Raw genomic sequence first — 13,412 nt, 5'->3', positions numbered from 1 at the left:
TTAATTCTATTTTCAGTATACTAGAATTGTCTTTTTTTAATAAGCTTTGCGTTAAATTTTTCATAGCACTAGTATGATATACTAGAAAAGAATCAATTTTTATTACTTTTAAATAGGAGAAAAAAATGAAAAAAAACAAAAACCAAATAATAGATATCATTTTTATGTTATTTCTAAGTTTTGCTTACGTCATCCCTCTATTCATGTCTAAGGGAATCTATCATAGTGTCAATCAGGATACTTACTTTCATTTATCTCGAATCATAGGACTAGATAATGTATGGAGTTCTCCAGTAAACTTCAATAACTTCGATCATCATGGAACAATGATGAATATTTTTTATCCATGGCTTACTCTTTATCCAGCTTTTTTATTTTATAAAATGATGGGAAATCTTGTTTTAGGTTATAATATCTACTATTTTTTTATCACTTTTTTAACAATGGTCGTTTCTTATTTTTCTATGAAACAAATAAAAAACAATCGTTATATTTCGCTGTTATTTTCGATTATTTATACATTTTCCGCCTATCGTGCCATTGACATATTCCATCGTGCTTCATTGGGAGAAGCTGTCGCTTTAACATTTTTGCCTTTGATACTAATGGGGTGTTACGAAATTTATATTAGAGATTACCAAAAATGGTACTGGTTGTCTATTGGCATGACGCTAGTAGTGTATACTCATTTACTTTCTGTCGCTATGGTTTCTGTATTTATTGGAGGAACGTTGTTTCTTTCTTTTTATTTTTGGGACCAAAAAATCGCTAGACTCTTAAGTCTTTTAAAAGCTACCGCCCTCACCTTTTTTTTAAGTGCGGGATTCTTAATTCCTTTTATTCAACAATCTAGAGCACAAGAATTGAAAGTCCCACTGGGAAAAGAATTAAGTGGTATGGCTCCTAGTGATATGCTGACACATATTTTAAATAATAACTATAACAACTATACTATTGGATTATTCTTATTTCTCGGATTGATTGGTGCTTTTATTTTTATAAAAAAATTAACTGCTGATGATTTATTTATTTTCTTTCTTGGTGTATTTGTTCTTTTTTGTTCAACCAATTTATTTCCTTGGCAACTTTTTAACCATACACCAGTTAAGAGTCTACAATTTGTCTGGCGGTTAAATGGTTTTTCTTCTTTATTTATAGCCTATACGATGAGTATAGTGATTTATTATATTTTTTCTACTAAAAATAATTCATGGAAAATAATGGTCTTTACGTTTCTTGCACTAATATTGCATCTCTCAGGAGTAAGCAATTCTATCCATGCTAACAAAGATTCATTAACACTTATAGCACCTGAAGACGCTGTTGCTATAGCTGAAAATTACAATCATACTGATTATGCAAACAAAGAGTCAATCTATCATCCTGATATGATTAATAATGATCAATATTTACTAGGTAACCAGGAAATAAATCCAACAACTCATTTTATGAGTAACAAACTTACAATTGAATTAGATAATTCGAATAATAAAAATACTGTCTTGACGACACCTATTTATCGTTATAAAGGGCAAGTGGCTTCTATTAATGGCAAACTAGTACAAACAAAATTATCTAAGTTTGGCACAACTGAATTAACTATTCCTCCAGGTATAAATAAAGTCGTTATTACTTATCAGTACACAAAACTAGCAATTGCTTCAAGATATTTATCTATCGTTACTTTGATTTTATTTTTACTTTATCGATTTACTTTTTCTAAACAAAAACAACCGAGAAGAGAAGTACAACATTCTCACTAGATTTTTATTTAAGAAAGACTTTTTAGCTGTACACATAAACAGGCTAAAAAGTCTTTTTTTATATTTCTTTAATTTGCTTCATACATTATTTAACATCGATATTTATACTGTGAAACATGCATTTCATCCATTATCAAAGTATTTTTATCGATAATAAACTTCATCCAAAAACAGACCTTGTGCAGGGACGGTTTCTCCTGCATGTTGCCGCACTTTGCTTTCAAATATTTCATCGATTGTTTCTATCGGCATGGTACCTGTGCCGATTTCTAGTAATGTCCCCATGATAATCCGCACCATTTTATATAAGAATCCGTCTCCGACAAAAGTAAAATGAAGCATTTCTCCCTTTCGTTCGATAGATAATTCATCAATCGTACGCACTGTGGATTTTTTTGATTTTTTCAATGCAGAAAAACCAATGAAATCATGTGTACCCACTAATTTTTCGCAAGCTGCATTCAGCTTGTCCATATCCAACTCTTGAGGGAAATAAAAGCTGTGGTTTCGCTCAAATGCTGAAGGAATCACGTTGTTCCAAACATAATAGCTGTATTTTTTGCCCACCGCATTATATCTTGAATGGAAGCGCTCAGGCATTTCTTCGATTCTTTTGATGACAATATCCCGCGGAAGGTAACGATTCATAAAGTCGATCATTTCTGCCAGTCCAATTTCTGTGTTTGTTTTAAAATTTGCTACTTGTCCTCGCGCATGGGTGCCAGCATCTGTTCTTCCTGATCCAATAATTTCTATCTCTTCATTTGTCATCTGATGCAATACTTTTTCGATTTTTCCTTGAATGGTTTTATCGTCATCTCCAAGTCTTTGCCATCCTGAATATCTTTTTCCGTCATATTCGATTGTCAACTTGATGTTTCTCATATTTTAGTGGCTCCTCTGTCTTCCATTTGGTCTTCTCTCTACCTTTTTAAGATTGTAGCACAAAATATAGCTCCTTGCTTCTCTAAGACAGAAGCTATACAAGAAAACTGTGGAAATATATATTTCAGAAAAACAAAAAACAGCCACCGGATGAAGTATCCGCTGACTGTTCAATTTGACGGCTCAAGTTTTACTGTTTGAGATGCAAGATACTCAACCAGGCAATGGGCACATAATTAAAGAAAAAACTGATTCTTTGGCAAAAACCTATTTTATTCAGTAATGGCCAAGAATTTATAGAAGGAATTCTTGCCAGTCCATAAATCGCCGCAAAAAGCAAACTGATCACAGACAGTCCAAGGTATAAGTGGCTTACGTCCATTTGCCCATTTTTTCGATAGATCAAGAAAAGAAGAACTGGAAACAATAAAAAACCACTGTAACCTAAACCTGATCCGATATTATGGACCCATGTCGAGACATTCCACGAAGATTCATGGGTATTGATACTGAACAAACCTGTAAAGATACAATCACCTATACCATAGAACGCGATGGCTGCTGTAACTAGGGTAGCTAACACACGAGATGTACTTACAAATGCAGCATACAATGCAGGCAATGACAGGATGAAAAAGATCCCTGAAACCACAGACCAAATAAGAAACGCTTTTCTTACAGGACTGGAAACCTCTCCAAATACACTGATCACGCTCTTCATTTGATCTAATTCAGGATAATACAATCCTAATACGTACGGAGTCAAAAAATCACTCAGCACGCCTAATAATAAAAAGAAAAAACCAAATTTACGTAAAAAATCCATGATACGCCTCCAATAACAATTACCTATGCTTTTAATTGTTATTATAAACGACTTTATCTTGATTTAACAGAAACCTCTATTTACACGAACATCTATATAACTCATTAAAAACTCGAATCATTTTAAAAATACTAAATATCTAACGTTCAACGTTCACTTAATCCATCTAAACAATCTTTCAATTTGATTTTTTCCCCACTTCTTTTACGCGCGCCTAGCTCTCCTATTGCAGTAAACAACAGATCACTTGACGAATTTAAGGCAGTTTCCATTGAATCCTGGATAACACCGATAATAAATCCAATACCGACGATTTGCATCGCGACATCATTAGAGATACCAAACAAACTACATGCTAATGGAATCAATAACAGTGAACCGCCCGCAACACCTGAAGCTCCACAAGCAGCTAAAGCAGACAAAATACATAAAAGGACTTTCAAAACAAAAGGTGCTTCAATCCCTAAAGAATGTACAGCAGTCAACGTCATCAAGGAAATGGTAATCGCGGCACCGCCCATATTGATCGTAGCACCTAACGGGATCGATATGGAATAAGACTCTTTTGTCAATTTCAATCTTTCAGCTAACATCATGTTTATCGGGATATTTGCGGCAGAACTTCGGGTAAAGAAAGCGGGAAGTGCGCTTTCTTTCAAACAAAAGAAAATCAATGGATAGGGATTTTCTTTAATAAACAAAAACGTGAGGAATGGGTACACAACTAATGCGACAAACAGCATCGTACCGATCAAAACAAGTAAAAGCTGCAGATACTCTGCCAATCCAGCGATTCCAGTCGTAGCAATTGATTGATAAACCAATCCTAAAATCCCTATCGGAGCAAATGCAATAATCACTTGTACGACTTGTGACAACGCTATAGATATCTGATCCACCAACTCTTTTGTCGATTCTGAACGTGCTCGAAAAGCTAGTCCCAACAATACAGCCCAGAATAAGACGCCAAGGTAATTCGCATCAATAAGAGATTGAACAGGATTTTGTGTGACATTCGTCAACATAGTAGATAAAACACTTTCCAAACTTTGCGGTGCTTTTTCAGATACTGTTTCTTGTAAAGTAATAGGAACAGTAAAAATTGAACTTACAATAACTGCTACAAGTGCAGAAAGCAATGTTCCCACTAAATATAAGATCAAAATAGGCTTCACGAATGTCTTATTCCCAATTTTATGCTTGGCAATTGACGCCATCGTCAAGAAAAAAACCAGAATAGGTGCGATTGCCTTCAAGCAACTGACAAACAACGTCCCCAATATTGAAATAAATGTCCATGTGGGGAAAAAGATACCAAACAATATTCCGACTAAAATACCAACAACAATACGTTGAACTAACGACATATCCAAAAACTTCTCTAACAAATGACCACCCTTTCACAATTTTAACAATCATTGTATCATTTTATGCAAAGAAACTAAAGGTATAATTTTCTAAAAATTCTAACAATACAAACATCCATTACTTGCTAATTTTGCACTTTTTCTGTCTACACGTTGTTTTTTGAGATATTCTAAGTTAGGATGTTATTAATGGGCAACTTCTCAGGAAACGTTTTCTTATGTTTTTGTCCAATTTTTTTGTGAGGTGTTTATTCTTGAAAAAAATAAAGAAGGAGAGTTATGGCTTCCTGACAATCTTTGTCGCTTGTATAATGATGATTTTACAGCGTATATTGATTTCAGCAGTCACTATTCCTACATATGCAACAAACCCTGGTCGATTCTACATCTATACATTTTTACAAACTTCCGTTGTTATTGGTACAAATTTGATCCCACTTTACATGGGTTACCAATATCAAAAAATCGCCCGTTTAAAAGTTTTACATTATTTAAGTCGTTTTGCCTTTATATTCCTAACAGCCACACTAGCTTGCAATATCTTTTTTTACGTACAAGCTGGCAGCTTGAATATTCGTGATTATTGGCTTATCCTAACACCTATCAGTCAGAATTACTTTACTTATGCTGTTTCTTGTACTTTGCTTTTTTGTAGTATTCCTTATACAGTTGGATTTTTAAATAAATTATCGAAAACAACAATTAAATATCTACTATTATTTTTAACAATTGGATTAGTTGGCTGCTCTACTCTATTTAATAAAGACCCGTTTGCATTACAGAATGGACAGAGTATTTTATGGATTTTTTATTTATTTTTAATGGGTTATGGTTTGAAAGAATGGAACTGGAAAGAAAAGGTCCGCTATAAGCTTCCTCAAGTATTTATCAGCTTGATTGTTTTATTCGGTTTGATTATTTTGATGACACAAATTTCACTCATCATCAGAGGAAATACAGATACAGCGCTGAGGTTTTCTAAACCATATTCTCTCTTCGCAATGTATTATACTTTCTCTTCGTTTTTATTTTTAGAAATGCTATCTGATAAATTAGGTATAAAAGGAAGAGGAAATTTTCTTGCTGTATTTTTGATTGTCACTCAAGTTATATGTAATTTCCCTTTAGTTTCTTATCGCGTATCTACATTTATGAAACGTGAATTTCCAAACTCAGGGAAGGCATGGCTGATAAATATCGGGCAGTTTTTTATTTACTATTTATTAGCAGTGTCCCTCCTAGTTATCTTTTTATTTTATATACAAAAAATCCGTTTCATTCATCGTTTTATCGAATACTTCGCTTTTGATTCGATTGAACAATTAACTCAGCGTTGGAAAAAAAGAATTCATTGGCTTTTTGTTCATAAAAGTTATTTTTTAGTTGCAGCATTTTTTTACTGCTTTACCTTCGTGCAGATTTTCGTTTTAGAACCAAAAGAAGGTTGGAAAGAAACTATCCAGGTTGCCTTAAAAATATTTACTCAGCGACAAGCACCCATGATCCTGACAATCATCATTATTATGGGATTTTTCTTCTTACTATTGTTGATTTCCAATCGTTTTTGGTACGCCTTGACTGCTACCTTGATCATTAACTTACTGCTCACTATTTCGACAGTAATCAAAATGGAAATGCGGGAAGAGCCTGTCTTTCCTTCAGATTTAAAAATGCTGACCGGATTGTCAGAACTATTATCGATGGTTAGCCCAGTCTTATTAATCGTGGGCGGATTGATCTTTCTCCTATTATTGATTACTAGTATTATTGTACAACGTAGACTACAAAAACAGTATTCCTTGAAGATTCATTGGAAACGTCGATTTATCAGTATCGCTGTATTATTAGGATGTTTTTCGGGTGTCTTTTTCATTAATCACAAAAATTCGCCTTCTTTCTTGCTGTTTAATTTATTTAAAGTAAACAAGACTTTCTTTAACCAGCAAGGCGCCGTAAAAGATAACGGACCAGTCATTCAATTCCTAAACAATATCGACATTAAAATCATGGAAGAACCTGCTGGCTATTCGAAAGAAAAAATTAATGGAATAATGAAAAAGTACAACACAAAGGCAGATGAAATCAACCAAACAAGAAGTGACTGGTTAAACAATCAGACGATCGTTCTCAATTTAAGTGAAAGCTTCAGTGATCCTGCACGTGTCCCTAATCTGACAGTACCTACAGACCCTATTCCTTACATCAAAAGCATTATAACAGAAGGAACAGGAGGATTGATGTTATCCGTCGGTTATGGTGGCGGAACAGCTAACATGGAATGGGAAGGACTGACAGGCTTGAGTATCAGTAACCTGTCTGCTTCGTTAGTTACACCTTATACCCAGCTAGTGGAGCGTCAGAAAATAAGTCCAAATATTACCGATCTATTCGATGAAAAAATAGCCATCCATCCTTTTACAGCTGCTCTTTATCGCAGAAAACAAGTGTTTGATAAATTTGGTTTTGACAGGTTCTATTATTTAGACAGTCCGGATAAATTAACTTATACGGATAAAATAGAACAAAGCCCACGCATATCGGATGATTCAGCATACAAAGAAACCTTGAAAGCTTTACAAAGCAATACAGAAACGTCGCAATTCATCCAATTATCCACTATGCAAAACCATATGCCTTATGATGATTACTATAGTGAATTGAACTACACTGCTGAAGGAACTGCTGTCATTCCTAATAGAAGAAAAGAATTACAAACTTATATGCAAGGCCTTCACTATACCGATACAGCAGTAAAAAAATTCATCCAAGAAATCGACAAAATCGATAAACCGATTACCTTTGTTTTTTATGGTGACCATTTACCCGCAATCTATAGTGGGAATGATTCGAAAAAATATGGATTAGAACAGCACCAGACAGATTATTTCATTTATAACAACAAGTATAGTCGTGAACAAGCAGCTACGTTAAATAAAGAAGTTGTTGCTCCTAATAACTTTGGTGCTATGGCTCTTGAGCATGCGAATATCAAAGTAACTCCTTACTATGCGTTGTTGACAGAAGTATCTAATCATCTACCTGCATTAACAATTGATCCTACAGAAAGCTTGTCTAATCGTTTTAATGGAAAACAGGTCTTTGTTACAGAGGATAGTCAAATTATCCAAGAAAAAAATTTAACTGAGAAACAAAAAGAAATTCTAGAAGATTATCGTCTGATACAATATGATCTTGTTGCAGGTAACCAGTACAGTGCAACATGGGCGACACAAAAAATAAAAGACTAACAAATAAACTGAGCAAGGGGTTGTGATAAAAGACATGTCACAACCCCTTGTTTATCTCATTAATTTGCTTGTCCATAAACGATTTGATTAAAGCCATTTTTCAATTCATTATTCGCTGTCTCGTTAAAGTAAAGATAATTATCGGGATTCCCCTGATTTTGTTGTGTCACCAATACTTTTGGCTGATTTTGCTGAAACCCGAATAGATAGACGTGCTTTTTCAGATATGGTTCTGTCTCTGCATCGGAATAGACGGCTGTGATTTGATAATCTGCTTGACCTGTCCCACTTTCTGACCATTCTGCAGAAACAGGCACTCCACCAATAGCCATCTTCCACTCCCCGTTCAAAATAGCTTGAGGGACTTTAAGACCATATAAGTCCACACTCATTTGATTCGTATAACTTTTGTATTGTTGTCCCATTGTTTGGCCCCATTTGGTCATAAATGCCTCTAATTGTGCGGCTTTGTCTGCATTCCACAGTGTTTGTTCGACTTGTTCGCTGCTTTCTGAAGAGGAAGATGAAGCCTCTACAGAAGAACTTGAAGTAGATGTTTGAGTTGTTTCAGTCGTTTTGGAAGACTCTGACGAAGTAGAGGTATCTGCTGTTTCTGTACTTGTTGCAGTTGACTTGCTCTCTGTGCTAGTTGTTGTAGTAGTTGCAATTGTTGCTTTCGCTGTTTCTTTTGTTGATTCTTTTTTCGATTCATTCCCGTTGGTACAACCAGCTAACAAAAAAGCTAGACCAATTGTTACTAAAATCCTTTTTTTCAATTAAAAAACTCCTTTCGATTACTCCCACTTCTTTATTCTATCAAATAAGCAATGTGATTTTATTGATTTTTTGTATTTTCTCATCCATCTTTTAAACCTTTTAAAAACTAAGAAGCACCCGCTGATGTCTTATAGACAACATCAGCGGGTGCTTCTTTTTATTTTATTTTCAAGACAAAACTTCGTGTTTTTTTCCTGTTTTTCTCACGCTTTATATTTGTATTTGAAGAAACATAGACTTTTAGTCATCATCGTCTTCCTCATCCAAATCTTGTCGGACAGTTTTTCCTTGGAGTCTTTGTACTTGGTAGATGATTTCTTTATTGAAACTTAAAAGTTCAACGAGTAATTGTTGCAAGCCATATTTTTCTTCTTTTTCAGCTAACTTGATTGCCCGTGTGATAAACATATTTTGGAAATCAAAATCTTTTGCAAAGTTTTCCAACATTGTTGAGGCTGGTAAATATTTGTTTTGACCATGTTCGTAAATTTTTCCATAACGCATGACTTCTTCTAAAGTAGACGGAACGATTTCATTATCAATCACTAACTCATGAGAGATTTTATTGAACCATCTCGCTTCTTGATCAGCATATTCTGAAAAAAGGGTACTTAATTCTTGCGAAGATGTACCCAAAACATACAATTGTGCTTGGATCAATTTCATTTCTTCTAATTTAAAATTTGCTAATACATGCCCCACCATGGCGCCAGCAGTTGGTTTATGATGGTCGATATCTGCTTGTTTTGTTTCTTGAGCAAATTTTTCTTCCACTATATTCATTGATTTACGCCTCTTTTACTTTTGCTGATTGGACTTCATAACCTAATTTTTCCACAACTGCAGCTAATTGTTCAGGGTGGACTTCATCTGGATCAAAGTTTGCTTTGATTTTGCTCGCATTAAACAAAACTTTCGTATTGCTTACCCCAGGCTGTTGAGAAACCGCATGTTCGATTTTTTGCATACAGCTTGGACAAGCTAGTGTATCTAATTGCATAATAATTTTTTTCATCGTAGTTCTTCCTTCCTTTTTCTTGATAGTCTTATTCTAGATTACAGCTTCCATAAAAAAATTGATTCTTATCAAGTTTTACGATTTTTCTTCTTTGCTTTCGTGTCCAAAATACAATAAGCGCATCGCGTTAAATATAACGATCAAGATACTAGCTTCGTGAACGAACATCCCACTAGCCATGTAAATAAACCCGGCAAATAAGCCGATGAGTAAAAATAAGACGACACCAATGGCAATCACTACATTTTCACGGGTATTCAAAACAGTTTTCTTAGCCAAACGGTAGGCATGAACCAACGATCCAAAACTAGATTGCATCAAGACAACGTCACTCGTTTCGATAGCGACATCCGTTCCTGATCCCATAGCAATCCCGATATCAGCCGCAGCCAAAGAGGGAGAATCATTGATTCCATCTCCAATGAAAGCAACGCGCAATCCTTGTTCTTGGTATTTTTTCACAAATTGAACCTTTTCGTCTGGTAATAATTCAGCATGGACTTCATCAATGCCTAACATATCAGCTACATAATCAGCAGTCATCTGATTATCACCTGTCAGCATCACTAACTGTTTTGCTCCTGCTTGTTTCAACTTAGCTAATTGTTCAGCGACTTCTGGTCGAATCACATCTGACACACCTATGATTTGAGTGATTTTTTTGTCGATTGCTACAATAATGACCGAGCTGCCTGTTTGTTGTAATTGATGTAAATCTTGTACTTGCTTTGGTGTGAGAGAAAGTTTGTGAGCGGCAATCAATTTGGTGTTGCCCGCACAAACTGTATGACCATCAATCTCAGCTGTGATTCCTTGTCCCTTGATTGTCTGATTATCTTTGACTGCTAATTGTTGAAAATCAATGTCTTTCTCCTGAGCATAATGGATCACGGCGCGCCCCAGAGGATGATCGGATAACGTTTCTAATCGAGCCACTAAAGCTAAGCTGTCCCCTTCATCCTCTGTATAGTTCTTGATAGTGGATACAGCAGTAGTTCCTTTGGTCAATGTACCGGTTTTATCAAAGACAAAAGTATCGATTTTGGAAAAAGTATCCATTGCTTCACCGCCTTTGACTAAGATGCCCCGTTTCGCTCCATTACCGATTCCTGCTACATTCGAAACAGGCGCACCAATGACTAAAGCGCCAGGACAACCAAGAACCAAAACAGTGATTGCTAAACGAAAATCACGACTGATCAGACCAACAAGCAACGCAACAAGTAAAACGGTTGGAGTATAATACTGAGAAAATCGATCAATGAATTTTTCCGCATGGGATTTGGTATCTTGTGCTTCTTCTACTAATTCGATAATTTTGGCAAAGGTCGTATCATCTCCGACCTTAGTTGCTTCGATCGTCATATAGCCATCTGCTAAAATCGTTCCAGAGAAGACTTCATCTCCACTGATTTTGACGACTTGTCGTGATTCACCAGTCACTGCGGCTTCATCCGCATAACCTTTTCCGTCAATGACTCGACCGTCCACAGGAATAGCTCCACCAGTTTTTACTAAGACGATATCGCCTTCTTCCACGTCATCGATTTCCACTTCTTCAGTCGTTCCATCTTCTTGGACAACACTAGCAGTCGATGGGGCCATCTCGGTCAAAGCCTTGATTGATTCCCGCGTTTTGGTCAATGTTTTTTGTTCCAGATAGCTACCAAACAAAAACAAGAATGTAACGATAGCTGACTCCTTGTATTCTCCGATCATAAAGGCACCAAGCACAGCAATAGTAACGAGTAAATCAATTGAGATAACTTTGACTTTTACTGCCTGATACGCGTGGATCATAATAGGTATGACCGCAATAACAGAAGCTATGGCTAGAACAATGTTATAGAACAAGACAAATCCAGTAAATTTTCCGATAAAACCAAAAATAATCAACACAGCTGATAAGGCGGTGATATGATTTCGGTGCTCTTGGATCCACTTTTGAAATTTCATCTTTCTCCCTCTTTTCCTTTTCGTTCTTACGAGACTAAGTATAGAGACTTATCCATCATAAAAAATTGACCACTATCAAGTTTAGTCAAAAAGGCGGTTTTCTTTTGGTAGAATATACTACAAAAAATAGTTAGCAAGAAGACTCACTAAAAGTGATCTTGCCAACTATTGTCGTTTCTATCGAAATTTTCATTGAATGATTTTCCTGTACAGCATACATCGGAGATCTATTTCTTTATCTAAGATTTTTATCTTGCTAATTTTTTCCTTTAGTCTTTCAAATCCACGTCGTTCATAGAATTGATACGTACAGCCACTATCTGTAAAAAGGAATATTTCTTTTCCTTTCTCTCTTTTTTCAAATTCTGTTAGCTACTTGGTACCGATGCCTTTTATTTTCAAATCAGGATTTGCAGCTAAAAAAATGATCTCTCCATCTGGTGAATGCTTCTTTAAATATGCTGCAAGCATTTGTTCATTTGCTGTCTCGTAAGCTCTTTTACTTTCTTTAGCAAATATATTTTGTAAAAAATCGAATATCTTAACATATATTTGCTGTCCAAAAGAACGATGTTTCTTTTTTTCTCCTTTTATCTCCGCCAGCAAAACACCTGCCAACTCGTCCTCTGCATACAAAGCAAGAATTTGAGTAGCTCGATTCAACTCCATATACAAAAAATATCTTCCGTAAAGATTCAGCAGAAGTTCATTTTCCATATATCTATCAAAGTTCATTCCTTCAACAGCAAAATAGATAGCTTTTTTGTAATCTTTCTTTTCTAAGGGTTTAAAAGTTAGTTTCATCATTTCGCCTCCACAACTTCAATGATTGTGTTATACTTACATTATAATAGACACAGTGTCTACTATCTATAATCAATCATCTATAAGATTGTCGATTAAGCGACAGCTTTGCTTTGATATGTCGGATAAGGAGATAGGTAAATGAAAAAGACAGATAGACGCGTCAAAAAAACAGAAAAAGCTTTGGCTGAAGCACTATCCACATTATTAGTAAATAAAAAGATTCAAGCAATCACTATACGCGAACTAACAGAAACGGCAGATGTACATCGTTCGACTTTTTACACACATTATAAGGATATCTATGATCTATATGATCAATTAGAAAGCAACTTTTTTCGGGATCTAAATGAAATTCTCTCTTATGATCCAGCCCATAGCTATGAGGAACTATACACTCGCTTGATTGACTATGTTTACGCAAATACTTTTTTATATCGCTTATTTATCCTCAACCATGGTGATATTTCGTTTCAGAAGAAAGTTAAACAAGTTATTGAAGAAAACTATCTGAACATATGGCTATATGAAGACAAGAAAACGATTATCACAGAAGAAATGAGATTCTTCACTACGTACCACGTCCAAGGTTGTCTATCTGTTCTCAATCGATGGGTAGAAAGCAATTACAAGTACTCCAAAAAAGAATTATTAGAACTCTTACAGAAACTGAATGATCACATAGAGAAAATCATGCCTTGAATAAAAACATACTAAGCTTAGTTAAGAAGAACCGTAACCTTCTCGTATAACAACTGAATCTTATTT

The 13,412-nt window shown here is 35.2% G+C and carries 10 protein-coding genes and 1 pseudogene; 3 read left to right on the top strand and 8 right to left on the bottom strand.

Annotated features, from left to right (window positions below):
- Positions 1-125 precede the first annotated feature (125 nt).
- The gene (locus tag IGL15_RS01510; protein WP_002297448.1) at positions 126-1,763 is read left to right on the top strand and encodes a membrane protein; all 1,638 of its coding nucleotides are present in this window, start codon (positions 126-128) and stop codon (positions 1,761-1,763) included.
- A gap of 144 nt (positions 1,764-1,907) precedes the next feature.
- Here IGL15_RS01510 and truA read toward each other — a convergent pair whose 3' ends face one another.
- The 3 genes from truA to sstT form a co-directional block, all read right to left on the bottom strand.
- The gene (gene truA, locus IGL15_RS01505) at positions 1,908-2,648 is read right to left on the bottom strand and encodes a tRNA pseudouridine(38-40) synthase TruA (protein ID WP_104765329.1); all 741 of its coding nucleotides are present in this window, start codon (positions 2,646-2,648) and stop codon (positions 1,908-1,910) included.
- A gap of 190 nt (positions 2,649-2,838) precedes the next feature.
- The gene (locus IGL15_RS01500; protein WP_002294730.1) at positions 2,839-3,474 is read right to left on the bottom strand and encodes a DUF998 domain-containing protein; all 636 of its coding nucleotides are present in this window, start codon (positions 3,472-3,474) and stop codon (positions 2,839-2,841) included.
- A 146-nt stretch (positions 3,475-3,620) separates the two neighbouring features.
- A complete protein-coding gene (gene sstT, locus IGL15_RS01495) occupies positions 3,621-4,841 on the bottom strand; it encodes a serine/threonine transporter SstT (RefSeq protein WP_002304113.1) in 1,221 nt (406 codons plus the stop codon).
- 254 nt (positions 4,842-5,095) lie between these two features.
- On the opposite strand from sstT, the gene IGL15_RS01490 reads away from it, so the two are divergent.
- The gene (locus tag IGL15_RS01490; RefSeq protein WP_308722788.1) at positions 5,096-8,089 is read left to right on the top strand and encodes an LTA synthase family protein; all 2,994 of its coding nucleotides are present in this window, start codon (positions 5,096-5,098) and stop codon (positions 8,087-8,089) included.
- Positions 8,090-8,148: 59 nt separating this feature from the next.
- On the opposite strand, the gene IGL15_RS01485 is transcribed toward IGL15_RS01490, so the two are convergent.
- From IGL15_RS01485 to IGL15_RS01465, 5 genes and pseudogenes are all read right to left on the bottom strand, one after another.
- Positions 8,149-8,865, bottom strand: a complete 717-nt coding sequence (locus tag IGL15_RS01485) for a DUF4767 domain-containing protein (RefSeq protein ID WP_010727259.1) — start codon at positions 8,863-8,865, stop codon at positions 8,149-8,151.
- Between the two features lie 241 nt (positions 8,866-9,106).
- Positions 9,107-9,649: a ferritin-like domain-containing protein gene (locus tag IGL15_RS01480; RefSeq protein ID WP_002298699.1), complete on the bottom strand. Its 543-nt coding sequence runs from the start codon at positions 9,647-9,649 to the stop codon at positions 9,107-9,109.
- 4 nt (positions 9,650-9,653) lie between these two features.
- Positions 9,654-9,881 carry a heavy-metal-associated domain-containing protein gene (locus tag IGL15_RS01475; RefSeq protein WP_002294740.1) on the bottom strand — a complete coding sequence of 76 codons (228 nt, stop codon included), beginning with the start codon at positions 9,879-9,881 and terminating at the stop codon, positions 9,654-9,656.
- A 78-nt stretch (positions 9,882-9,959) separates the two neighbouring features.
- Positions 9,960-11,840 (bottom strand): heavy metal translocating P-type ATPase, encoded by a 1,881-nt coding sequence (locus tag IGL15_RS01470; protein ID WP_104765330.1) that lies wholly within the window; start codon positions 11,838-11,840, stop codon positions 9,960-9,962.
- Between the two features lie 189 nt (positions 11,841-12,029).
- A pseudogene (locus IGL15_RS01465) lies at positions 12,030-12,644 on the bottom strand (GNAT family N-acetyltransferase).
- A gap of 141 nt (positions 12,645-12,785) precedes the next feature.
- Here IGL15_RS01465 and IGL15_RS01460 point away from each other — a divergent pair.
- The gene (locus IGL15_RS01460) at positions 12,786-13,346 is read left to right on the top strand and encodes a TetR/AcrR family transcriptional regulator (protein WP_002294749.1); all 561 of its coding nucleotides are present in this window, start codon (positions 12,786-12,788) and stop codon (positions 13,344-13,346) included.
- Positions 13,347-13,412: the final 66 nt, after the last annotated feature.

Origin of the sequence: Enterococcus sp. DIV0436a, assembly GCF_051711605.1 — a bacterium.
In the GTDB taxonomy this organism is placed as follows: domain Bacteria; phylum Bacillota; class Bacilli; order Lactobacillales; family Enterococcaceae; genus Enterococcus_B; species Enterococcus_B faecium.
This window is presented reverse-complemented; position numbering and strand designations above follow the sequence as displayed.

Excerpts from the sequence above, each read along its gene's own strand:
- IGL15_RS01510 (WP_002297448.1), top strand. The coding sequence starts at position 126 with ATGAAAAAAAACAAAAACCAAATAATAGATATCATTTTTATGTTATTT.
- truA (WP_104765329.1), bottom strand. The coding sequence starts at position 2,648 with ATGAGAAACATCAAGTTGACAATCGAATATGACGGAAAAAGATATTCA.
- IGL15_RS01500 (WP_002294730.1), bottom strand. The coding sequence starts at position 3,474 with ATGGATTTTTTACGTAAATTTGGTTTTTTCTTTTTATTATTAGGCGTG.
- sstT (WP_002304113.1), bottom strand. The coding sequence starts at position 4,841 with ATGTCGTTAGTTCAACGTATTGTTGTTGGTATTTTAGTCGGAATATTG.
- IGL15_RS01480 (WP_002298699.1), bottom strand. The coding sequence starts at position 9,649 with ATGAATATAGTGGAAGAAAAATTTGCTCAAGAAACAAAACAAGCAGAT.
- IGL15_RS01475 (WP_002294740.1), bottom strand. The coding sequence starts at position 9,881 with ATGAAAAAAATTATTATGCAATTAGATACACTAGCTTGTCCAAGCTGT.
- IGL15_RS01470 (WP_104765330.1), bottom strand. The coding sequence starts at position 11,840 with ATGAAATTTCAAAAGTGGATCCAAGAGCACCGAAATCATATCACCGCC.
- IGL15_RS01460 (WP_002294749.1), top strand. The coding sequence starts at position 12,786 with ATGAAAAAGACAGATAGACGCGTCAAAAAAACAGAAAAAGCTTTGGCT.